Below are 21990 nucleotides of genomic sequence, written 5' to 3' on the forward strand. Positions count from 1 at the left end.
CGGGCCCGCCGCCGCGCCCGACGCCGGGCAGCCCGATGAGGACACCATACTTGCCGCCTTGCGCAACTGTACAACTTTAGTACTGTCGAGGGTCAGCCGTGCGCCGCCCGCCGCCGGTCGTAGTGCCGGCGCACCAGCGTCAACGCCCCCGCGTACAGCGCGAGCACACCCGCGAGCACCGGGTAGTAGCCGATCGGCGGCGACGCCATGCCCAGCGCGGGGGCCACCGGGGTCAGCGGCAACAGCACGCCGATCGCGGCCAGACCGGCGGAGGCGATCAGGATCGGCCTCGACGCCCGCCGCCCGGCGACGCCGCGTCCGGTGCGCAGGAGCAGGATCACCAGTGCCTGGGTGAGCAGGTTCTCGGTGAACCAGCCCGCGTGGAACGCCTCCTGGTCCACCTCCCCGCCGTGCCGCACCATCAGCACCAGGACGGTGAACGTGGCGAGGTCGGCGACCGCGTTGAGCAGGCCGAAGCCGGTGATGAAGCGCATCAGGTCGCGCGGGTGCAGGGCGCCGGGGCGGCGCAGCGTGCCGGCGGCCGGGCGGTCGAACACGAAGGCGGCCTGGGCGGCGTCGAAGCACAGGTTCTGCACCAGGACCTGCGCGGGGAGCATCGGCAGGAACGGCAGCAGCAGTCCGGCCATCAGCATCGCGATCACGTTGCCGAGGTTGCAGGACAGGGTGATCCGCAGATAGCCGGCGATCGTGCCGGTGCCGCGCCGACCGGCCACGATCGCCTCGTCGATGGCGCCGAGGTCCTTGGACACCAGCACCACGTCGGCCGCCTCGCGTGCCACGTCGACCGCGTCCCGGGGGCAGATGCCCACGTCGCAGGCGTGCAGCGCGGGCAGGTCGTTGACCCCGTCGCCGAGGAATCCGGTGGTGTGGCCGGCGGCCCGCAGCGCGCCGACGATGCGGGCCTTGTGCGCGGGCGTACAGCGGGCGAACACGGTGTGCGCGGCGGCGAGCCGGCCCAGTTCGGCGTTGTCGAGCGCGTCGATCCGCTCGGCGGTGACCACCTCGCCGGGGTCCAGGCCCAGGTCGCGGCAGACCCGGGCGGCGGTGCCGGGCAGGTCGCCGGTGAGCACCTTGACCGCGACGCCGCGATCGGCGAGGACCGCGAGCGCGTCGGCGGCGGTGTCGGCGAGCGCGTCGCGCAGGCCGACGAAGCCGATCAGGGTCAGTGCGCCCGCGTCGAGGGCGGCCTCGGGTTCGGTGTCGGCGGGCCGCTCGGTCAGCGCGACCGCGAACAGCCGCAGGCCGTCGGCGGCCAGTTCCTCGGCCAGGCGCAACGCGTCGGCCCGGGCGGCGGCGTCCAGGGGCTGCTCCCGGCCGTCGAGCCGGACCCGCGCGCAGCGGTCGAGTACATCGTCCACCGCGCCCTTGACCACCACGATCAGCGGGCCCGGACGTCCCGGGCGCCGGACCACCGCGCACGAGGTGCGGCGGACGGGGTCGAACGGCGACGCGGCGAGCCCGTCGTGGTCGGCGGGGTGGTCCGGGTGGTCGGGCAGTGCGACGAGCCCGGTCCACGGCGCGTCCGGCTCCCGCTCGGCGGCCGCCGCCTCCCGTGCGCCGGCCTCCTCGTACCCGGTCAGGACCGCCTCGTCCAGCGCGTCCGGCACCGGCGGATCGGCCAGGTGCAGCGTCCACCAGCTGTTCACCGCGGCCCAGTGCAACACGTCGGGGTCGGCCCGGCCGGCCGGGTCCACGTGGCAGCCCGGAGTCGGCTGATCCCGGGTGAGGGTGCCGGTCTTGTCGGTACACAGCACGTCCATCGCGCCGAGGTCGTGCAACGCGGGCAGCCGCTTGACGATCACCTCGTGCTCGCGGGCGAGCAGACGCGAGCCTCGGGCGAGCGTGGTGGTCACGATCACCGGCAGCATCTCGGGGGTCAGCCCGACCGCCACCGCCACCGCGAACGGCAGCGTCGCCAGGCCCCGACCGCGCACCATCGAGTCGGCGAGCAGTACGAGGGCCGGGGTGACCAGCATGAAGCGGATCAGCGTCCAGGAAATCCCATGCACCGAGCGGTCGAACGCGGTCTCCCGGCGGGGTGGGGCCAGGCGCGTGCGCGGGGTACCGGGGAAACGAACGCGGGTACCGGCGAATCGGGTGTCGGCGCCCGTCGCGTAGACCACCGCGGTGCCGCTGCCGGCCGCCACGCTGCTGCCCTGGAAGCACAGGTGGGGCCGCGCGAACGGGTCGTCGGCGCCGGGCTCGTCCGGCGGCACGTCCACCGGGTGTTTGGCCACCGGCGCGGAGGCCCCGGTGAGCGCCGACTGGTACACCGTCAGGCCGCTCGCGCGCAGCAGCCGCAGATCGGCCGGGACCAGGTCGCCGGGGCCGAGCCGGATGACGTCGCCCGGTACCAGCTGGTCCACCGGCACCTCGCGCGGCGCCGGGTCCGCGCGCGGCGGCCCGCCCGAGTGTTCCCGGCGGCGGACGCTCGCGGTGCCGGCGACGAGTTCGCGCAGTGCGGCGGTGGCCCGCTCGGCCCGGTGCTCGCCGGTCGCGCGCAGGGCGCAGCTGACCACCACCAGGACCACGATCACGCAGGCGGTGGCCCAGGCGGTGACCGCGGCGGAGACCAGGCCGAGGCCGAGCAGGACGGCGGTGAACGGGTCGCGGGCGCTGCGGGCGAAGCGGCGGAGCGGACCGGGCGGGCGTCGGCCGGGGACGGTGTTCTCGCCGTACCGGACCAGTCGGGCGTCGGCCTGCGCCTCCGTCAACCCGCGCGGGCCGCTGCCGAGCAGGCGCAGCACCTCCAACGTGGGCGCGTCGGCGGCGGCCCGGGCCGGGTCCGGTCCGGTGACCTCACGCCGCCGGGGGCCGGGTACCCCGGCGACCGGGTCGTCGAGGTCGGCGGCCGGGCCCGCCGAACCGGATCCGGGTACGGCCTCAGGCGCCCAGGCCACGGGACCGTCCCGGCACCGCCCCGGACTCGGTGCGTTCGGCGAGTCGTTCGATCAACCAGCGCACCATGGTCACCACGTCCGGGTGGTCGACGAGGTACACCACGCGCCGACCCTCGCGCCGGGAGCGGACCAGGCCGGCCAGTTTGAGCTTGGCCAGGTGCTGGCTGACGGCGGGCAGCGCGCCGCCGACCCGCTCGGCCAGCGCGGTGACGTCGCTCTCGCCGGCGGCCAGCGCCCACACGATGTGCAGGCGCGCGGGCGAGGCCAGCAGTCCGAAGGCCGCGGCGGCCTCGGCCAACACCTCGGCCGGCGGGTCCTCGAAGTCGTGGACCGCTGAGGCCACAGTCGTACTCCCGTCCACGTGCGCGGCCGTCGGGTCATCGCCGCCGCGCGGCGCCCGGGTCCCGCGAAAGAACACTCAGTCTAGGGTCGCACCGCGTGACGGAGGGGAACCCGGGGCCGACCGCCACGCCACGACGCGCGGTGCGGCGGCGCCGGCGCTCAGGCCGGAGTCGGCTTCGTCGTCGACACCAAGGCCGGCGCCTGCTCCGGTGTCGGTGTCGGCGCGGGCTCCGGCTCCGGCTCCGGCTCCGGTGGTGCGATCGGCTCGATCGGGGTGACCCCCGCCAGTACCTTCCGGGCCCGTTCCCGATCCAATACGCCCTCCCACGAGGCCACCACCAGCGATGCCACGCTGTTCCCGCACACGTTGGTCAGCGCCCGGCACTCGCTCATGAACCGGTCGATGCCGAACACCAGCATGATCCCCGCCACCGGCACGTGCCCGACCGTGGACAACGTCGCGGCCAGCACGACGAACCCCGAACCGGTCACCCCCGCCGCGCCCTTGGAGGTCAGCAACAGCACGGCGATCAGGCTCAGTTGTTGCCCCAGGGACAGCGGTGTGTCGGTGGCCTGGGCGACGTAGAGCGCGGCCAGCGTCAGATAGATGCACGTCCCGTCCAGGTTGAAGGAGTAGCCGCTGGGCACGGTCAACCCGGCCACCTGGCGCGGCACACCGAGGTTCTCCATCTTCGTGATCACCCTCGGCAACACCGACTCGCTGGAGGAGGTACCGAGCACGACCAACAACTCGTCCTTCATGTAGCGCAGCAGATGCAGGATGTTCAGCCGGATCGCCGCCAGCACCGCGCCGAGCACCACCACCACGAAGAACAGGCTGGTGCCGTAGAAGATCGCCACCAGCTTGCCCAGGCTGGTCAGCGTGTCGAGTCCGTACCTGCCGACGGTGAACGCCATCGCGCCGAACGCGCCCACCGGCGCCGCGTACATCACCACCCGCAACACCGCGAACAACACCCGGCCGGTCTTCTCCACCCCGACCGCCACGCCCGTCGCCGCCGGGCCGACCAGCTTGATCGCGACGCCGAACAGGACCGCGAAGAAGAGCACCTGGAGCACGTCGCCCTCGGCGAAGGCACCCACCACGCTGCTCGGTACCAGGTCGGTGAGGAAGTGCCACCAGGACTGCGCCTGACCCTTGTCGATGTACCCCTGCGCGGTCGCGGAGACCTTCATCGAGCCCACGTCGGCGTGTACGCCGTCGCCGGGGCGCAGCACGTTCATCACCACGAGCCCCAGGAGCAGCGCGATCGTGGTCAGCGCCTCGAAGTACACCAGCGACTTCCAGCCGATCCGGCCGGCGCCGCGCAGGCTGTCCACGCCCGCGATGCCGGTGACCACGGTGACGAAGATGATCGGCGTGATCACCATCCTGATCGCGTTGACGAACGTGTCGCCGAGCGGGCGCAGCGACTCGCCGGTGCCGGGCCAGGCGGCGCCGACCACGACACCGGCGAGGATCCCGACGAGTACCCAGACGTAGAGCAGGGTGTACCAGGGGCGGCGCGCGGGCGGCGGTTCGGTGGGTGGCGCGCCGGTCGTACCGGCGTCGTGGTCGGGTGTGGTGGCCTGGGGCATGGGGGCCTCCCGGTCGGGGACGGGTGTGGCGCCGCCGGCGGTCCGGTGCGCGCCCCGTCGGGGCTCGGACGCATCGGACACATCGGCATGCCGGCATGTCGGCGCGATACGCGTCGTAGCGTGGCGTGGTCGTGGCGCCGATCGGGACTTACGCGCATTACGCGCATGGCGAGAATTCCGCCGAATGCCACCGAAGTGGGTGAAACCTCGGTAATGGACGTCTTGCCCCGCACCCGGGACGTGCGTCGATAATCTCCGGCATGGCCAACCAGAGCATCGCGCGGCAAGTCCTGCTGTGGCAGCTCGCCCTCGTCCTGCTCCTCGTCGCGACCGGCTCCGGCGTGGCGCTGCACGCCGTGCATCGGTCGGGCGCGCAGACCGCCCGGGAGCGGGCGCTCGACGTGGCGCGCACACTGGCCCGATCCCCGGGGCTGGCCGAGGCGGCCGGCTCGGCGGACCCGACCGCCCGCCTCCAGCCGATGGCCGAGACCATTCGCAGAGAGAACAAGGTCGACTTCGTGGTGGTGATGAGCGTCGGGGGCATCCGGTACACCCATCCGGACCCGACCCGGATCGGCAAGACCTTCCTCGGCCACATCGACGGCGCCGCGCACGGGCGCACCACCACGGAGACGTACACCGGCACCCTGGGCCCGTCGGTACGAGCCGTGGTCCCGGTCCTCGGCCCCGACGGGCGGCCGGTGGCGCTGGTCTCGGTCGGCGTGACCAATCGCCGGGTCGATGCGCTGGTCGGCGCGGAGATCCCGCTCGTGCTCACCGTCGCGGCCGCCGCGCTGGCGCTGGCCTGTGCGGCGAGCATGGCGGTGCACCATCGGCTGCGCCGGCAGACGCTGGGGCTCGGGCCGGTCGAGCTGCGGCGGGTGTACGAGCACCACGACGCGGTGTTGCACGCGGTGCGCGAGGGGCTGGCGGTGGTGGACGCGGACGGTCGGCTGGTGTTGGCCAACGACGAGGCGGTGCGCCTGCTCGCGCTGCCGGCCGACTTCGAGGGCCGGCACGTGGGCACGCTCGACCTGGACGAGTCGCTGGCCGACACCCTCGCCTCGGGCCGCACCGTAGCGGACCAGATCCACCTGTGCGGTACCCGTGCGCTCGCGGTCAACGTCAGCCCGACCGGGCGCGACGGTCGGATGGTGGCCACCTTCCGGGACCACACCGAACTGCGGGCGCTGGTAGGAGAGTTGGATCAGGTACGCGGCTTCGCCGACGCACTGCGCGCGTCCGCCCACGAGGCGGGTAACCGGCTGCACACGGTTGTCGCGCTGGTCGAACTGGGGCGCGGCGAGGAGGCGATCCGGTTCGCCACCGGGGAACTGGCCGCCGCGCAGGACCTGGCCGACGAACTCACCAACGCGGTGTCCGAACCGGCCCTGGCCGCACTGTTGTTCGGGAAGCACGCGCAGGCCGCCGAGCGCGGCGTGCAGTTGACCGTGACGGGTGGGCCGGCCACCGACGACACGGACGCCGACCCGTTGGACGCGCTGGCCGCCCGCTTCGATCCGCGCGATCTGGTCACCGTGCTGGGCAATCTGGTCGACAACGCGATCGACGCCGCGGTGTCCGCGCCGCCGCCGCGCACGGTGCAGGTGACGGTGGGCGTCGACCCGGACACCGACGGCGCGTTGCTGCTGCGGGTGGCGGACAGCGGGCCCGGGATCGACGAACCGCTCACCACCCGGGTGTTCGAACGCGGCTGGAGCACCAAGGAGGCGTACGGATCGCAGGGACGGGGGCTCGGCCTGGCCCTGGTCCGTGCCACGGTGGCCCGGCACGCGGGCAGTGTGGAGGTGGCGCGCGGCCCCGACGGCGGCGCGGTGTTCACCGTCCGGCTGCCGGCCGCCGTACCGCGACCGCGATCGGAGGAGGACGCGTGATCCGCACCCTGGTGGTCGAGGACGACCCCGTACTCGCCGACGCGCACGCGGTGTTCACCGGCCGCGTGCCCGGCTTCGAGATCGCCGGCGTCACCGGCAGCGGCACCGAGGCGCTGCGACTGTTGTCCACGCGCCGGGTCGACCTGGTCCTGCTCGACCTGTACCTCCCGGACCTGCACGGCCTCGACCTGTGCCGGAGCATGCGCGCGCAGGGCCACGAGGCCGACGTGGTCGCGGTCACCTCGGCGCGCGACCTGCGCCTGGTGCGCTCGGCGGTGTCACTGGGCGTGGTGCAGTATCTGCTCAAGCCGTTCTCGTTCGCCGCGTTCCGCGAACGCCTGGACGGCTACGCGGAATACCGCCGCCGCATCGCCGAGGTCGACGCCCCGGCGGCGGCGGGCGGCCAACACGCGGTCGACGGCGCCTTCGCCGCCCTACGCGGCACCTCCGAGTCGCCCCCGCTCCCCAAGGGTCTGGCCGCAGCCACATTCGAAGCCGTCGTGGCCCAACTCGGCACCGGCACAGCCACCTCGGCCGCCGACGTCGCCACCGCACTGGGCATCTCCCGCCCCACCGCCCGCCGCTACCTGGACCACCTGTCCGCCCGCCGCCTGGTAACCCGCGAACCCCGCTACGGCGGCGCCGGCCGCCCGGAGTACATCTACCGCTGGCACCGACCCGACACAAACAACTAGCCGGCCGGCACCACTCCGGGGGGGCGGCCACGGCTCCTGGCTGCGCCCGGCGGCGGCTCGGGGGGCCGTCCCGGCTCAGGGCTGTGGGGCGTCCGACAGGCGGACGAACTTGTATCCCTGCTGGAGGAGTTCGGGTACGGCCAGGCGGATCCCGGCCGCTGTGCCGCCGCGTGGGTGATTGAAGTGGCCGATCACCACCGAACCCGGGCGTACGTCGCGCATGGCCTTGCGGACCTGTTCGGGGGTGAAGGTGGCCCCGCCGTCGGCGTTCACGTGGAAGCTCGCGAACCGCTCACCGAGGTCGGTGACGATCCTCGCCGCCACGTCGTCGCAATATGCCGTCCCTGAGCGGAAGAACTTCGGTGGGTGGCCGAGGAGTTCGGTGAGCCTGGCCCGGTTTCCGGAGACCTCGTCATAGACCTCGCCCGCGTCCTTGGTCCCGGGGATCCCGTACGCCGCGCGCCCGGACACGGACAGCGGCAGGTGCCGGGTGCCGTGATTGGCGATCTCGAACAGCGGATCGGCGGCCAGTTGCCGCAGCACGGCAGGATTCTCGTCGATCCAGCGGGAGTTGACGAACAGCGTCGCGGGCACGGATCGTTCGTGCAGGAAGTCGATCAGGGTCCGGTCGTATTCGCTGCCGCCCTTGCCGCCACAGGCGTCGAAAGTCAGCGCGGCCACCTTGGCGTTGCCCGGCAGCCGGGACAACGACCCGGGGACCTCGAGGCCCCAGCCGGTGGGTGTCTGCTTCCCGTACCGGGCGACGATCTCCGCGCGGGTCGGACCGGCGGTGGTCGGCGCGGTCGCGGTGGGCCGGGGCGTATCGCCGCCGGGCGGCGCGGGCCGCCCGGCGGCGGGCGGGGGCGGAGCCGTCGTGGGCGCGGCGCTCTTCGCCGACTCCGAACACCCCGCCAGCAGCCCACCGAGCGCAGCCGCCAACACCACCCGCCGGCCCACATCCATCGCGCCGCTCCTCCACCCGAACCACCCGCGCGACGCCACCCGCCACACAGCGCTCACCCTAGAAGACCACGCCACCCGGAACGCCCCCGAACCAACCCACCCACCCAAGCCCCAACACCCCCAAGCAGCCCAACCCCCACCCCGGACCACCCACTCCCACCCGACCCACTCGATCCCACAAGCACACCCACCACAAGAACCACCGCAACTGGCGACAGTGCGGGTGGCCCCGAGGTCACGCCCCGCCGGCCGCCGCCGGGGACACGGGCGGCCCCACCGGCACATCGCCGCCGACCCGGCCATCACCCGGCCACGTGCGCACGAACAGCGCCGAGCCGACCCGCACCGCGCAGGCCGGGGCCCGCCGCGCATGTGGCTTGCGCTTGGTCGGGGCGGGCGATGGGCGTTGCCGCCCGAGCGGGTCGTCGTGGTGGGCGTTGGTTGTCACAGGTGCCGGGTAGCGTGCGCGCATGGCTCCCCGTATCGATTTCACGCTCGACTGTGCCGATGCCCTGCTCCTGGCCGACTTCTGGAAGACCGCGCTCGGCTACATCGACGAGCCGCCGCCCGCCCCGTTCAAGACCCGCCTGGAGTGGATGGCCCACGTCGCCCCCGACGAGGAGATCGTCGGCGGCGTGATCACGGACGCGGCCTGGTTGTGCGACCCCGACGGCGTCGGGCCCCGGCTGGGGATCCTGACCGTTCCGGAGCCGAAGACGGTCAAGAATCGGCTGCACCTGGACATCCGGGTCCCGTGGCACCCCGACGCGGCGGAGCGGTGGGCGCGCGTCCAGGCGAAGTCCGCGCAGTTGGTCGAGGCGGGCGGCCGGGTGCTGGCCGAGTACGCCGGCCATCACGTGACGATGGCCGACCCCGAGGGCAACGAGTTCTGCGTCGCGATGGGCCCCGCCCCGGTCCCGGCCGCCCCCGCCCGCAACTGACCGGACACGCCGCGCGGCCCCGACGCCCGGTCGGGGCGCGAACAGTACGCTGGTCGGACGCCGAGTATCCGAGCATGAGGTGTCCCATGACGTCGCCCTCCCCCGCAGCGCCGACGGTCGGGATCCGGGAGCGCAAGAAGGCCCGAACGCGCGCGGCCATCCAGGGCGCGGCGCTGCGGCTGTTCGACGAGCGGGGCTACGACGCGACCACGGTCGAGCAGATCGCCGAGGCGGCCGAAGTGGCGCCGAGTACGGTCTTCCGCTACTTCGCCACCAAGGAGGACCTGGTCCTCTCCGACGCCTACGACCCGGTGTTCCTGGAGTCGTTGCGCAGCCGGCCCGCGGAATTGCCACCGATCCCGACGCTGCGGGCGGCGCTGCGCGAGACGTTGGCCGCGCTGACCGCCGACGAACTCACCGAGGCGCGGCGGCGAACCGTCCTGATGTTGTCGGTGCCGACGCTGCGCGGACTGAGCTTCGCCAACTTCGTCGAGGTCATGCGCACGGTCACCGCGCTGCTCGCGGAGCGAACCGGGTACGGCGCCGACGATCCGGCGATCCGGGCACTCACGGGCGCCGCGTTCGGCATCATGCTGGACACGATGGTGCGTTGGGCGGACGAACCGGACCTGGATCTGATCGCCACCCTCGACGACGCCCTCGCCCGCCTGGAGGCGGGCCTCCCGCTCCAGCTCCACAGCCCGCAACCCCCAGCCCACCGCAACTCGGCGGGCCGTCGCGGGCATTCCGAGCCCAGACCTTCCCGCCATGGATGATCTCCCCTACAGTCACTACGGGTCAATGGCCGACTACCGATGGTTGACTTGTTCCATGTGACCGGGGTTTCATGCACCGGTGGGAGAACGTGTGCAGGCCGACATTTGGGGGCGCGCGGAGGCCATGGAGTTCATCGAACGAGGTCCGGAATTCGGCAGGTTACGCACCGCGCTCAAAGAGTGCGCCGAGGCGCAGGGCGGCATCGTCCTGATCGAGGCGGGGGTCGGCTGCGGCAAGACCGAGACGTTGTCCTGGGTCGGCGAACGGGCCGGCGACATCGGCGCACTACTGCTGACCGCGACCGGATCGCGCAGCACGATCGGGCAACCACTGGGTGTGCTCCGCCAGTTCCTGGACGGTCCGCCCCTACCCGTCGAACTCGCCGCTCCGCTGGCCGAGATGCTCGACGACGGCGACGCGCCGCGCGCGGCCCGCCGTCTCACCACCGCGCTGCACGACGTCGCGCACCGGCACCCGGTCGTGGTGTGCGTGGACGACCTCCAGCACGCCGACTCCGCGTCCGTCCATTGCCTGCTGCACCTGGGCCGCCGCTCCGCCCGGGCCCGGGTTCTGGTGCTGTTCGCCCGCTCCCCCGGCCCGGCGCTACAGGACCCGCAATTGGACACGGAGTTCCTGCGCCAACCGGCACTGCGCCGGATCCGGCTCGCCCCGCTCAGCCCGGCCGCAGTGGCCGAGTCGTCGGCCGTGGGCTTCGACCCGCCGGGTCGGGAGCATGCCCACGAAGTCCACGAAATCACCGGCGGAAACCCGCTGTTGCTCCGCGCGCTGGTCGAGGAGCTGCGGTCGGCGACCGAACGCCCCGCCACGACCCCGCTGCGGCCCGCGCCCGGCGGCCCGTACAGCCAGGCGGTACGCGCCTGTCTGCGGCGCGGTGGCGGCGGCATGTGGCGGGTGGCCAAGGCACTGGCGATCCTGGGCGCACCCGCGTCCGCCGAGGTATCGGGCGCGCTCGCCGGCACCACCCCGGTGGCCACCGCACAGGGCCTGGGCGCCCTGGCCGCCGCCGGCCTGATCGAGGACGACCGCCTGCGCGGAGCGGCCCGAACCGCGCTGCTGGACAGCCTGGATCCGGCCGAGCAGGGCGCGCTGCACCGCCGGGCGGCCACGATCCTGCGGCACGAGGGCGCCCCGGCGGCGCGGACGGCCCGGCACCTGCTCGCCGCGCGCGATGTCCCGGACACGTGGGCGGTGGGCGTGTTGCGCGAGGCCGCCGAGGAGGCGCTGTCCCGGGACCGGGCCCGACGTGCCATCGACTACCTGGAGTCGGCCGCCGAACAGTGCCGCGACCCCTCGGTCCGGGCCGAGATCCATGTGCGACTGGCCGAGATCTCCTGGCGGCTCAACCCGAGCGCCGCCGAACAGCGTTGCCTGGGCGAACCGTTGGCCGCGCTCGCGGTCGGCGACCTGCCGGAGTCGAGCATGGCCTCGGTGGCCCGGCAGTTGCGCGCCCACGGCCGACTCGACACGGCGCGCGAGGTGTTCGACCGGCTCCGCAAGCGCACCGACCCCCGGGCCGAGTGGGTCGAACACGTCGAGTCGGACGTGCCGTTCCCGTGGTCGGACGATCCCGGTCCGAGCGCGTCGGCGACCGATCCGGCCGAGCGGCTGGAGGCCGCCGAACAGCTTCTGCGCGTGTCGGGGCTGACGGACGTGACGCTGTTCCCGATCGTCACCGCCGCGCGGTTGCTGATCGCCCGCGACCGGGCGGGCGTCGCGGAGGCGCACTGCCGGGACTTCCTCGCCGAATCGATCCGGCGCGAAGCCCCCGGCTGGGTGGCGGTGTTCGCCTCCGCGTGTGCCGAAGCGGCGCTGCATCAGGGGCGGTTGCCGGACGCGGAAGGCTACGCGCGCCAGGCGATGGCGGCGATGCCCGAGCACACCGGCAGCCTGTACCTAGGCGGCCCGCTGGCCGGGCTGATCTCGGTGTACACCGCGATGGGCGACTACGAGGCCGCGGCCCGTCAGGTGAACCGGCCGGTCACCAAGGCGCTGTACTCCAGCCTGCACGGCCTCACCTACCTCCGTGCCCGCGGCCGTTTCCATCTGGCCACCGACCAGGCCCGCGCGGCGCTCGCCGACTTCCTGCACGTGGCCTGGCTGGTCCACGCCTGGCGGGTGGACCAGCCGTTCCTGATCCCTTGGCGGACCGACGTCGCCGAGGCGCTGCTGCGCCTGGACGAGACCGAGCGGGCCCGGCGGTTGGTGGTCGAGCAGTTGCGGCTGTGCGGTCCCGGGGGCGGCCGGGTCCGGGGCACGGCGTTGCGGCTGCGGGCGATGACGGTGGACGTCGCCGAGCGCCCGGAACTGCTCACCCAGGCGGTCGAGGCACTGCGCCACTCCGAGGACCCCCTGGAACTGGCCCGCACCCTCGAAGCCCTGGCCGAGTCGTACCGCGCCCGGGCCGAACCGGCCCGCGCCGCAACGCTGCAAAGCCGCGTCTGGCACCTCACCCGCGACTGCGGCGCCCGCCCGCGCTACCGCGCCGTCGCGCACGCCTACGCCGACCTGCTCACCGCCTCCACCGGCGGTACCCCCACCACCGGCGACACCAACCTCAGCGAATCGGAGAAGCGTGTGGCGGCGCTCGCCGCCTGCGGGTACAGCAACCGGGGCATCTCGGAGGAACTGTTCATCACGGTCAGCACCGTCGAGCAACACCTGACCAGGGTCTACCGAAAGCTCGACATCAAGAACCGCCGCGAACTCCCGTCCCACCTCCGCACGGGCCTGCACAGGGTCTGATCGTTCGCAGTCGTCGAGGTGGCCGAAGGTGTCAGACGCGGGCCGGTAGGCCGAGGGAGTGGGCCAGTAGGTCATGGTGCAGGTCGTCGGTGTCGCCGGCGGGGGTGTAGTGCGGGGCGGGCCACAGTTCCGGCTCGAAGCCTCCGGCTCCCGGCGCGCCCGGGGCGCCGGCGCCCAGGACGGCTGCGGGGCCGAGGAGTTCGAGGCCGATCGGGCCGAAGTCGGCGGCCAGTTCGGCGCCGAGTACCCGAGCCGCCGAGGCGTGCAAACGCGGATGCTCCGCCCGGCCGCCCGGTGCGGGTACCGCCGCCGCGGTGGCCAGGAGCCGCACCGCCTGGGTCCGCACGGCCAGTTCGGCCACCGCGGCTCGGGCCGCGGACCCACGGGCACCCGCGACGGGCCGCGTGCCGGCGCCCGCGCGCAGCAGTCCGATCAGGTCCGTCAGGCGACGATGCAACGTGGCCGCGACGTCGCCGAGCAGGATCGGCTCGGCGGTGAACGTCTCGGCGACCGGCGCCCAACCACCGCCCACGGTCCCGATCCTGGCCGAGTCCGACACCCGGACCTCGTCGAGCAACACGATGCACCCGCGCTCGCCGGCCGGCGAACGATGCGGTCGCAGCAGTACGCCCGGCGCGTCGGTGGGCACCAGGAAGACGGTGAGCCCGGCGCGCGGCGACTCGACGTCGGCGTCGGTACGGGCCACCAGCCACATCCGGTCGGCACGATGTGCGTCGGCCGTCCATATCCGCGCGCCGGTGAGGATCCAGTCGTCCCGCTCGCCGGCACCGGTACGGACCGCACTCGCCCGCACCGCGGCCGGATCGAAGTCGGCCTCGGACCACCGGTATCCCAACGCGATCCGGATCGTGCCCTCCCGCAACGCCGGCAACAGCCGCGCCCGCTGCTCCGCCGAGCCGTACCGGGCGATCGCCGGGCCGAACACGGTGGCGGTGGTCAGCGCGTCCAGGATCGGCAGCCGCAGCCGGCAGACCTCCTGCCGAAGCGCGAACCGCTCCGAGGCAGTTCCCCCACCCCTACCGTCCGCCCCCGACCACCCGAGCGCAAACCACCCATGGCCGGCAGCCTCCGCCACGACGGCAGGATCATCAACGCCCTCACCATCCGCCGAGGCAGCAAGGCAGCCCCCGCCAACCCACCCAAAACCAGACCCCACGGAGGCGCCCCGCCCAAAGACCCCCGCAACCGAGTCGGACGCACCTGAAGCAGACGCGGACGCGGCGGACGGCGGCGCGCCCGACACGGACGTTGGCGCAGCAGACACAGGCGCGGCGGACGCGGTGGCGGGGTCCTCCGAGGCGGACGCGGTGGCGGACAACAGCGACGGCGTTGCCGAACCCGACGAGTACGCCGCCGCGTTCGTGGCCTCCAACCCCGACTCCGACCCCGTCTGCCGCCTCGGAGTCGAATGCGGCTCCGATTCCGATTCCAACTCCGCCTCCTCCGACCCCGGTTCCCGCTTCGGTTCCGTCCCCCGCTCCGATCCCGATCCCGTGTCCGGCACCCCCTCCGGGCCCGACCCCGCCCCCGACGCCGTCGGTCCCCACCGCCCCGAGGCCACCTTTCGGCACGCCTCCCGCACGGCCTCGCCGTCCGGGCCCAGCCACGGGTCCGGCAGGGTGGGCGTGCGCACACCTGTCCCGTGCACGGCGGCGCCCGCTGCGGTCTCGCCGCTCGGGGTCTCCTCCAGCAGCCGATCCGCCGCGTCCCCGCCGGGCGCCGCGAATGCGCGCAGGCAGGCCAGGTCGGCTCGTACCCGATGGAACAACCACGGCGTCTCGTGTTCGTCGGAGCAGCCGGCCACGGCCGGCTCATGGTGCGCGCCGAACCGTACACGCGGCGCGACCCGTCGGATCTGCGCGACGGCCAACTCGGCGGCGATCGCCCAATCACCCGCGCCCTCCGCATAGCGCCGCACCGCGTCGGCGATCAACAGATCGCCCGCGCCCAGTTCCATACGATCGGCCCGCTGCCGCACCGCGGCAAACGCACCCACCGGCTCGCCGGCCCGAGTTCGCACCCTGGCGTGCGCGAGCGCCGCCCCCGCCACGCGTTCCGCGGCGCCGAGCGCCCGCGCGGCCCAGCCGAGCCGCAACACCGTCACCGCACGATCGGCCTCGGCGGCGGAGAGTTCGAGGTAGGCCAGCGCCGAGCCGAGGCGGGCCCGGGTCCACCCCGGCACCGCCAAGTCCTCGACCGGGTCGACCGCCTCGATCCGATGCAGCCCCATCGGCCCACCACCGGGCGGCAGTTGCAGGACATGGCTGGCGACGTCACCCGCCTCGACCAGGCAACCGGCCCCCGGCAGCCCCGGATCACCCGGCAACGCCGTCGCCACCCGGACGCCGCCGTCGCCGATCGCCGTTGCCAGCCCGACATGTTCGGCGAACAACCGTGCCGCGACAAATCCCGCCGACACCGGCAGCGGACACGCGGCCCGCCCGAGCACCCGGGCCAGGGTGATCGAGGCGGCGAGATCGTCCTCGCGCCCGAGGTCGAACCAGCCGTGCCCGGCGCCCATTTCCCACAGCCGATCCAGATCTCCCGTCGGCGCGGCGGCGGCCCCTCCCCAGTGCCGGGCGATCAGCCCCGCCGCGACCTCCGCGAACCCCTCGTCCCCGGCCAAGCCTTCGGCATCGGCGGGCACCCCACCCCCCGCCAACCCTTCGGCCCCGGCAAACCCCTCGACCTCGTCCCGGCGCGACACATGCATGGCGCGGCTCCCTTCGGCGATGGCCCCGGACCGCGCGCCCGCGAACCCCCGCCGATTCGACGGGAGTTCGCGGACGATGATCCGGTGCGTACGGTGACCCGGCGCGTACGGCGCTCCCGGATCCCCTCCGGCGGCCGACGCGACCCCCCGCGCTCCGGTCGTGGCTTGCCGGGCCGTCGCTGGGCACGACGACCCGGCGGTCAACCGGTTGGCCAGGCCAGCGTATGAACCCGACCACGACCGGGGGAACCCCTGACCCGGCCCTTACCCCGCCTCCGACCGCCCCCTACTCGATCCGGGGTGGCCAATCACCCCGCCGCCCGCCCCGGCATGAACACGAGCGCGACGACCAACCCGAGCACCGCGACGCCGCCCGACACGAGCAGGGCCAGATCCATCCCGTGCACGAACGCCCCCCGCACCGAGGCCGACATCGGCGCCGAGCCGAGCCTGCCCGCGACCTCCGTGCCGCCGAACACCCCGGAACGGGCGGTGTGCAGGTCGGCGGCGGACAGATCCGGCACCCGCAGCCGATCCCGATACCCGGTCAGCGCCACACTGCCCAAAATCGCCGAACCGAACGGCGCACCCACCTTGTTCGCCGCCTGCAACACCGCGGCCTCCACCCCGCTGCGCCCCTCCGACACCTCCGACAGCGCCGCGGAGGTCGACGTCGCCATCGCCAGCCCCATCCCCGCCCCGCTCAACCCCATCCACAACGCGACGAACCACGTGCTCGACCCCACCCCCGTCGCCCCACCCATCAGCAGCCCCGCCGCCATCAGCACGAACCCGACCGCCACCGCGACCTTGACCCCCAATACCCGGGCCACCCGATCCGCCGGCACCGCACCGATCACCAACCCGCCGATGATCGGCAACAATCGCGCCCCCGAACCCATCGCGTCCGTGCCCCGCACCGCCTGGAAGTACTGCGGCATCGTGAACAACACCCCGATGTTCGCGAACACCGCGATACCGATCAGCACCACGCCCCACGTGTACGACCTCGACGCGAACACCCGCAGATCCAGCAGGGGTTGCCCCCGGGCCGGCACCCGAGCCGATGCTCGTATCGCCCGAACCCGGCGAGCAGCACCAGGCCGCCGCCGATCGACCCCCAGGCCCACGCATCGTCCCAGCCGTACTCCCCGGCCCGAATCAACCCGAGCGTCACACCCACCAATCCCGCGGTGGACAACAACACCCCGACCAGATCCGGCCGCGACCGACGCCCGGCAGCGGCCTCCGACGCCGGGACCAATACCGACACCACCACCACACCCACCAACGCGACCGGCACGTTGATCAGGAACACCCACCCCCACCACAGATGCGTCAGCATCCACCCGCCGAGCAGCGGACCCAGCGGCAGCGCAAGGAAGTTCGCCGCCGACCACACCCCCACTGCCCGCGGCCGCTCGTGCACCGGGAACAACACCGTCAACGCCGACAACGCCATCACCACGATCCCCGCGCCGGCCACCCCGAGCACCGCACGGGCCGCAATGAACCATCCGGGCGTCGTGGCGTACGCACACCCCGCCGACGACAGCGCGAACAACGACAGCGAGGCGACCAACACCCGCTTGTGCCCCAGCCGATCGCCGAGCAGCCCCATCGGCAGCATCGCCGCCGCCAGGAACAGCAGGTACGAGGACGAAAACCACTGCAAATCCGAAGCCGTCGCCTCCAGATCCCCCGCCAACCTCGGCAGGGCCACACTCAGCACGGTGCCATCCAGCCCCACCGCCAACATGGCCAGACTCAACGCGGCCAACGCCCACCACCTGCGCCGCCCGACACCGACCGCGCCCGCCGCCGCGGTACCCGTCGCCTCGCCCGCCGTTTCCGTCGCGCCCATGCGCTGCTCCCTCGTCGAGGCTCGACTCACCTTGAGAGCAGACACTCTTTTCGGAGTCGGCTCCGATTTCGGAGCCTACTCCTATATTTTTCGACCTCAACAGTATCTACGCGCGTTGATTCTCGCGTTGGATCCGGCAGCGACAGCAGGCCCCTTCGATCAGCCGACCGGCGGGACAGGCGGAAGGCGGCCGGGGGCCACCTGCTCGGCGGTCTCCGGCCCCGAGCCGGGCCGACGAGGCGGGAGCGCGCTCCCGGAGCCGCCGGAGGTACCGACGAGCGACGTCGGGCAGACCCGGTTCTCGGCGCGCTGGACGGGGGTGATCACCGAGACGGCGCCCGAGCCGCCGCCGGGGAGGTTGCGGCTGCCGGCCGTCGCGGCGGTACAGATCACCTGCTCCAGCGCGGTCTCGCCGAGCGGACTCGCGCCGGCCAGCTCCACCCGGAGCGTGCCGTACTCGACCACCGTCACCCGCGCGGGGCCGACCCCCGCCGGGATCGCCGTACTCACACCCGTCAGCGTCTCCTCACGCGTCGGCCCCGCGAGCAGCAGGTCGATCGCGGCCTGCGGACTGTCGCCGCCGGACGAGGTGCGCAACTCGGGAACGACCCGGTGGGCGTCGACCATGTACACGTACACCCCACTCGGATGGTTCGCGTCGGCGGGCGGAATGATGCCGTCGGCCGGCTGACCCGCCTCGATCGCGCCGGTGGCCGGAATCCCGCAGCCGGCCCCGACCGCCAGCAACACCGCCGCCAGGAAAGGCAGTCGCAGCCGGGCGACCCCGTTCCCGCGCCTCGTACCCATGCGCATCCGCACCTGCATCCGCAGCGGCCGCACCCTCATCCGTCCTCCCGACCTTCGGTGCCGACACGGGCATGGCGAGGCAGTTCCACCGTGAACTCCGCACCTCCGTCGGGCCGGTTCGCCGCCCGGATGAGCCCGTCGTGCAGCCGGACGTTCTCCAGCGTGATCGCCATGCCCAGGCCACTGCCGGAGGAGCGGGTGCGCGCCGCATCGGCCTTGAAGAAACGCTCGAAAACCCGATCCAGGGTCTCCGCGGCGAGGCCGGGGCCCCGGTCGGCGACGGTGAGTACGACCCAGTCGCCGTCGTCGCGCCGCTCGGCCGCCAGCGCCACCTCCACCGGCGGCGCACCGTGGCGCAGCGCGTTGCCGACCAGGTTGGCCACCACCACGTCCAGCCGCCGCGGGTCGACCTCGGCCCGGATCCCCTCCGGCAGCCTGGTCGTCACCGCGTCCCGCCATCCCCGCGCGGCCAGGCAGCGGCGAACCGCCTCCGCCATGTCCAACTCGTCCACGTGCAGCGCGGCGGCGCGCGCGTCGAAGCGGGAGATCTCCATCAGGTCGTCGACCAGCCGGGTGAGCTTGCCGGTCTCCGAGGAGATCAGCCGCAGCGCCGCGGCCGTGTCGGGGTCCAGGTGTTCGGCCGCGGCGTCCTCGTCCAGTACGTCGGTCACCGCGGTCATCGCGGCCAGCGGGGTGCGCAGTTCGTGTGAGACGTCCGCGGCGAACGCCCGGGCCCGCGCCTCCAGTCGGCGCAGCCGCGCGTCGTGCTCCTCCAGCGCCGCCGCGGTGTGGTTGAAGTCCTGGGCCAGCTCGGCGAGTTCGTCCCCACCCTTGACCTGGAGCCGGGTGTCCAGGCGGCCCCGGGCCAGCCGCCGGGTGGCCCGTTGCAGGGCCCGGACCGGGCGCAGCACGCCGCCCGCGACGATCAGCGCCAGGACCAGCGCGGCCAGCACCGCGGGGATGGCGCCGTTGCGCGCGGCGCGGACCAGGGCGGCCTCCTCCTGTACCTGGGTCTGCATCGGCGTCATCACGTAGACCTCCACCCCGGAGGCGGTGGTCCGGCCCGGGCCGCTGAACGCGATCGGCACACCGACCGCGAGCAGTACCCGTCCATTGCGGTGCACCCGCTGGAAGGCGGTCGCGGTGCGCCCGGCGACGGTACCCCGCAGTTCGGTGGGGATCTCGCTCGGACCGAAGTCGCGATTGGTCGTCGCCCACAGGTCCCGGTATCCGACCGCCACCGCCCAGTGGTCGGTGCGGGTGCGGGGGTCCACGAGCGCGGCGATCCGCTCCAGCGCGGCCTGGTCGGGCGGGTACGGCGTCAACCGCGCGACGGTCTGGACCCGGTCGCGTACCGAGTGCACCGTCGAGTCCTGGGCCCGCTGCAACATCGCGCCGCGCGCCTCGCGGTAGGTCAGCGCGGCCGTCGTCAGCGCGGCGAACATGGCCACCAGCAGACAGGCCGCCGCCAGCCGTACCCGCAGGCCGCGCAGCCCGCGCAGTACCGCACGCGGCGTGGCACGCAGCCCGCGCAGTACGGCACCGGACCCACTCACAGCGGGCCGAACCGATAGCCGAAGCCGCGCACGGTCTGGATGTACCGGGCGGGGCGCTCGGCGTCCTCGATCTTGATCCGCAGCCGTTTGACGCACGCGTCCACCAGTCGGCTGTCGCCCAGGAACGGGTGTTCCCAGACCGCTTCGAGCAGCTGGCCCCGGCTGAACACCCGGCCGGGGGCGGCGGACAGCGCCAGGAGCAGCCGCAGTTCGGAAGGGGCGAGGGGGATCGACCGGCCGGCCTTGGACACGGTCAGCGCGGTGCGGTCCAGGGTCAGGTCGCCGTGCACCTCCCGGCGGCCGGCGGGCGTGGCCGAGTCGGCGCGCCGCAGGACCGCGCGGATCCGCGCCTCCAGGACCCGGGACTGCACGGGCTTGACCACGTAGTCGTCGGCGCCGGCTTCCAGACCCACCACGATGTCCATGTCCTCGTCGCGCGCGGTCAACATGATCACCGGCAACGTGCCGGCCCGCCGGATCCGCCGGCACACCTCGAAGCCGTCGATGCCGGGCAGCATCACGTCCAGCACGACGAGGTCGGGATCGAATTCGGCCACCCCGGCCAGCCCCTCCTCGCCGCTGTGCCGCACCTCGGCGGTGTAGCCCTGCCGGCGCAGCCCGAGGGCCAACCCCTCGGCCACCGCGGGGTCGTCTTCGATCAAGAGCACACGAACCATTGGGTCAGTATCGAACAGCTCCCCGCCCCGTCTCCCGCACCACCGGCCGATCGCGCGGGTTGTGACACAACGGTCTTGTTCCCGGCCGAATGCGGTCATCCGAGGTCGCCATGGTCGACCCCATGAAGCCTCACGACATCGCCGCCACGCAGGCGACCACCCCGAAAACAACGAAAGCCGGCGCCGACGCACGCAACGACAGCAGGGCCCACCACGCCGGGGTCTCCGGCCCCGCCCGGGTCGGGGCGGCCGCCGGCCGTATCACCGACCACGTCGCGGGTTCGGCTCCCACGTCGGTCCCGGTCACCGCCGCCCTTGTCCCCGACCCGGCCGCCGCCGCCGGCGCCAACCGTCGCGCCTCCGCGAAGCGCCGCGCCGCTCTCGCCGGTCGCCGTCGGTCGTTGCGAGGTCCCACCGCGCTCGTCGTCGGGGCGTTGATCGCGCTGGTCGCCGGTTGTGCGGACGATGCCGGGCCGGCCACCCGTACCGCGCCGGTGACCGCGACCGTCTCCGCCACCGACGGCGACCTCACGCTCCAACCCGATTGGCCCAAGGACGGCCAGGCGGCGCTGTCCGTGGACGGCGCCCGCACGCCGCTCACCTCCGGCACCGCCAAGCCGACGCCGACCGCGAGTGTGGCCAAGGTGATGACGGCGTACGTCTTTCTCAAGGCCAAGCCGCTCGCGGCCGGCAGCTCGGGACCGTCCTTCACCATCTCCGCCGAGGAGGCCGCCCGTTCCGCCGACCGGCTGCGTCGCTCGGAGAGCCTGACCCCGATCACGGCGGGCGAGACCTTCACCCAACGTCGGGCTCTGGAGGCGCTGATGGTGGTGTCGGCGAACAACATCGCCCACGAGATCGCCCGCTGGGTCGACGGCGGCGACGCGGCATTCGTGGCCCGAATGAACCGCACCGCCCGCGAGTTGGGCATGACGAACACCACGTACACCGACCCCAGCGGCTTCGATCCGGCCACCGTGAGCACCGCCGCCGACCAGGTCAAGCTGTTCGGCGCGGCCATGCGCGACCCGGGCTTCGCCTCGATCGCCGGCGTCCCCTCCTACACCGACTCCGCCCGAGCCACCAAGCCCAACGGGAACTCCCTCCTGGGCCACGACGGCGTGGTAGCCGGCAAAACGGGCTTCACCACCCCCGCCGGCGCCAACCTGGTCTTCGCCGCCGAACGCCAACTCAACGGCCGCAAGCACCTGATCATCGGCGCGGTCATGTCCCAGCACCGAGGCAAGACCGCAGCCGCCGCGATCTCCGAATCCGAAAAGCTCCTCACGTCGGTCGGAAAGCCGTAAACCGTCAACCCCAAGCCGCAAGCCGCGAGCCCGCGAGCCCGCAACACCCACCCCACCCGCCCACGGCGCCGGCGCGCGAAGCACCCGCCTTCGCGCGCTCACCCACCACGCCCCCGCCCCAAGCCCCGACGCCCCACGCCCCACTCCGC

General features: G+C 73.5%; 17 protein-coding genes. 6 read left to right on the plus strand and 11 right to left on the minus strand.

Translation table 11 applies throughout. The annotated features are described in order from the left end of the window. Positions 1 to 92: 92 nt before the first annotated feature. The 3 genes from ACMXN5_RS38000 to dctA all read right to left on the minus strand — a co-directional run bounded on the left by ACMXN5_RS38000 (position 93) and on the right by dctA (position 4862). A complete protein-coding gene (locus tag ACMXN5_RS38000) occupies positions 93 to 2921 on the minus strand; it encodes an HAD-IC family P-type ATPase (protein WP_439679467.1) in 2829 nt (942 codons plus the stop codon). Continuing rightward, positions 2905 to 3264 carry an ArsR/SmtB family transcription factor gene (locus ACMXN5_RS38005; RefSeq protein WP_235619079.1) on the minus strand — a complete coding sequence of 120 codons (360 nt, stop codon included), beginning with the start codon at positions 3262 to 3264 and terminating at the stop codon, positions 2905 to 2907. Before ACMXN5_RS38005 ends, ACMXN5_RS38000 begins: the two co-directional genes overlap by 17 nt. Before the next feature lie 158 nt (positions 3265 to 3422). Continuing rightward, on the minus strand, positions 3423 to 4862 hold the full coding sequence (dctA, locus tag ACMXN5_RS38010) for a C4-dicarboxylate transporter DctA (RefSeq protein ID WP_439679468.1): 1440 nt from the start codon (positions 4860 to 4862) through the stop codon (positions 3423 to 3425). Positions 4863 to 5122: 260 nt separating this feature from the next. Here dctA and ACMXN5_RS38015 point away from each other — a divergent pair, with 260 nt between their 5' ends. Then, complete coding sequence (locus ACMXN5_RS38015; protein WP_439679469.1) at positions 5123 to 6757, plus strand: sensor histidine kinase; 1635 nt, start codon at positions 5123 to 5125, stop codon at positions 6755 to 6757. After that, on the plus strand, positions 6754 to 7452 hold the full coding sequence (locus ACMXN5_RS38020; protein WP_439679470.1) for a response regulator: 699 nt from the start codon (positions 6754 to 6756) through the stop codon (positions 7450 to 7452). Before ACMXN5_RS38015 ends, ACMXN5_RS38020 begins: the two co-directional genes overlap by 4 nt. 75 nt (positions 7453 to 7527) lie before the next feature. Here the strand turns inward: ACMXN5_RS38020 and ACMXN5_RS38025 are convergent, their stop codons facing one another. Then, on the minus strand, positions 7528 to 8415 hold the full coding sequence (locus ACMXN5_RS38025; protein ID WP_439679471.1) for a polysaccharide deacetylase family protein: 888 nt from the start codon (positions 8413 to 8415) through the stop codon (positions 7528 to 7530). 235 nt (positions 8416 to 8650) lie between these two features. Beyond that, entirely contained in the window at positions 8651 to 8863 is a 213-nt protein-coding gene (locus ACMXN5_RS38030; protein WP_439679472.1) for a hypothetical protein, read from the minus strand. A gap of 22 nt (positions 8864 to 8885) precedes the next feature. Here ACMXN5_RS38030 and ACMXN5_RS38035 point away from each other — a divergent pair, with 22 nt between their 5' ends. From ACMXN5_RS38035 to ACMXN5_RS38045, 3 genes are all read left to right on the plus strand, one after another. After that, a complete protein-coding gene (locus ACMXN5_RS38035) occupies positions 8886 to 9356 on the plus strand; it encodes a VOC family protein (protein WP_439679473.1) in 471 nt (156 codons plus the stop codon). Positions 9357 to 9442: 86 nt separating this feature from the next. Beyond that, positions 9443 to 10132, plus strand: coding sequence for an acyl-CoA-like ligand-binding transcription factor (locus ACMXN5_RS38040; RefSeq protein ID WP_439679474.1), 690 nt, complete (start codon positions 9443 to 9445; stop codon positions 10130 to 10132). A 91-nt stretch (positions 10133 to 10223) separates the two neighbouring features. Beyond that, positions 10224 to 12896 (plus strand): LuxR C-terminal-related transcriptional regulator, encoded by a 2673-nt coding sequence (locus ACMXN5_RS38045; protein ID WP_439679475.1) that lies wholly within the window; start codon positions 10224 to 10226, stop codon positions 12894 to 12896. 31 nt (positions 12897 to 12927) lie between these two features. Here ACMXN5_RS38045 and ACMXN5_RS38050 read toward each other — a convergent pair whose 3' ends face one another. From ACMXN5_RS38050 to ACMXN5_RS38075, 6 genes are all read right to left on the minus strand, one after another. Next, positions 12928 to 15630: an acyl-CoA dehydrogenase family protein gene (locus tag ACMXN5_RS38050; RefSeq protein ID WP_439679476.1), complete on the minus strand. Its 2703-nt coding sequence runs from the start codon at positions 15628 to 15630 to the stop codon at positions 12928 to 12930. 308 nt (positions 15631 to 15938) lie between these two features. Then, positions 15939 to 16622, minus strand: a complete 684-nt coding sequence (locus ACMXN5_RS38055; protein ID WP_439679477.1) for a hypothetical protein — start codon at positions 16620 to 16622, stop codon at positions 15939 to 15941. Then, positions 16613 to 17494 carry an MFS transporter gene (locus ACMXN5_RS38060; protein WP_439679478.1) on the minus strand — a complete coding sequence of 294 codons (882 nt, stop codon included), beginning with the start codon at positions 17492 to 17494 and terminating at the stop codon, positions 16613 to 16615. Before ACMXN5_RS38060 ends, ACMXN5_RS38055 begins: the two co-directional genes overlap by 10 nt. A 159-nt stretch (positions 17495 to 17653) precedes the next feature. Then, positions 17654 to 18340: a GerMN domain-containing protein gene (locus tag ACMXN5_RS38065; RefSeq protein WP_439679479.1), complete on the minus strand. Its 687-nt coding sequence runs from the start codon at positions 18338 to 18340 to the stop codon at positions 17654 to 17656. After that, positions 18337 to 19857 carry an ATP-binding protein gene (locus ACMXN5_RS38070; RefSeq protein WP_439679480.1) on the minus strand — a complete coding sequence of 507 codons (1521 nt, stop codon included), beginning with the start codon at positions 19855 to 19857 and terminating at the stop codon, positions 18337 to 18339. Before ACMXN5_RS38070 ends, ACMXN5_RS38065 begins: the two co-directional genes overlap by 4 nt. Beyond that, positions 19854 to 20534, minus strand: a complete 681-nt coding sequence (locus ACMXN5_RS38075; protein WP_439679481.1) for a response regulator — start codon at positions 20532 to 20534, stop codon at positions 19854 to 19856. The genes ACMXN5_RS38070 and ACMXN5_RS38075 overlap by 4 nt, the downstream gene beginning before the upstream one ends. 122 nt (positions 20535 to 20656) lie before the next feature. On the opposite strand from ACMXN5_RS38075, the gene ACMXN5_RS38080 reads away from it, so the two are divergent. Then, positions 20657 to 21841: a D-alanyl-D-alanine carboxypeptidase family protein gene (locus ACMXN5_RS38080; RefSeq protein ID WP_439679482.1), complete on the plus strand. Its 1185-nt coding sequence runs from the start codon at positions 20657 to 20659 to the stop codon at positions 21839 to 21841. The last annotated feature ends 149 nt before the right edge of the window (positions 21842 to 21990 follow it).

The organism is Embleya australiensis (assembly GCF_051903075.1).
GTDB lineage: Bacteria > Actinomycetota > Actinomycetes > Streptomycetales > Streptomycetaceae > Embleya.

Bases quoted from the DNA above. Each gene is read 5' to 3' on its own strand.
- dctA (WP_439679468.1), bottom strand. From the start codon at position 4,862: ATGCCCCAGGCCACCACACCCGACCACGACGCCGGTACGACCGGCGCG.
- ACMXN5_RS38015 (WP_439679469.1), top strand. From the start codon at position 5,123: ATGGCCAACCAGAGCATCGCGCGGCAAGTCCTGCTGTGGCAGCTCGCC.
- ACMXN5_RS38025 (WP_439679471.1), bottom strand. From the start codon at position 8,415: ATGGATGTGGGCCGGCGGGTGGTGTTGGCGGCTGCGCTCGGTGGGCTG.
- ACMXN5_RS38035 (WP_439679473.1), top strand. From the start codon at position 8,886: ATGGCTCCCCGTATCGATTTCACGCTCGACTGTGCCGATGCCCTGCTC.
- ACMXN5_RS38040 (WP_439679474.1), top strand. From the start codon at position 9,443: ATGACGTCGCCCTCCCCCGCAGCGCCGACGGTCGGGATCCGGGAGCGC.
- ACMXN5_RS38050 (WP_439679476.1), bottom strand. From the start codon at position 15,630: ATGCATGTGTCGCGCCGGGACGAGGTCGAGGGGTTTGCCGGGGCCGAA.
- ACMXN5_RS38060 (WP_439679478.1), bottom strand. From the start codon at position 17,494: ATGGGCGCGACGGAAACGGCGGGCGAGGCGACGGGTACCGCGGCGGCG.
- ACMXN5_RS38065 (WP_439679479.1), bottom strand. From the start codon at position 18,340: ATGAGGGTGCGGCCGCTGCGGATGCAGGTGCGGATGCGCATGGGTACG.
- ACMXN5_RS38075 (WP_439679481.1), bottom strand. From the start codon at position 20,534: ATGGTTCGTGTGCTCTTGATCGAAGACGACCCCGCGGTGGCCGAGGGG.
- ACMXN5_RS38080 (WP_439679482.1), top strand. From the start codon at position 20,657: ATGAAGCCTCACGACATCGCCGCCACGCAGGCGACCACCCCGAAAACA.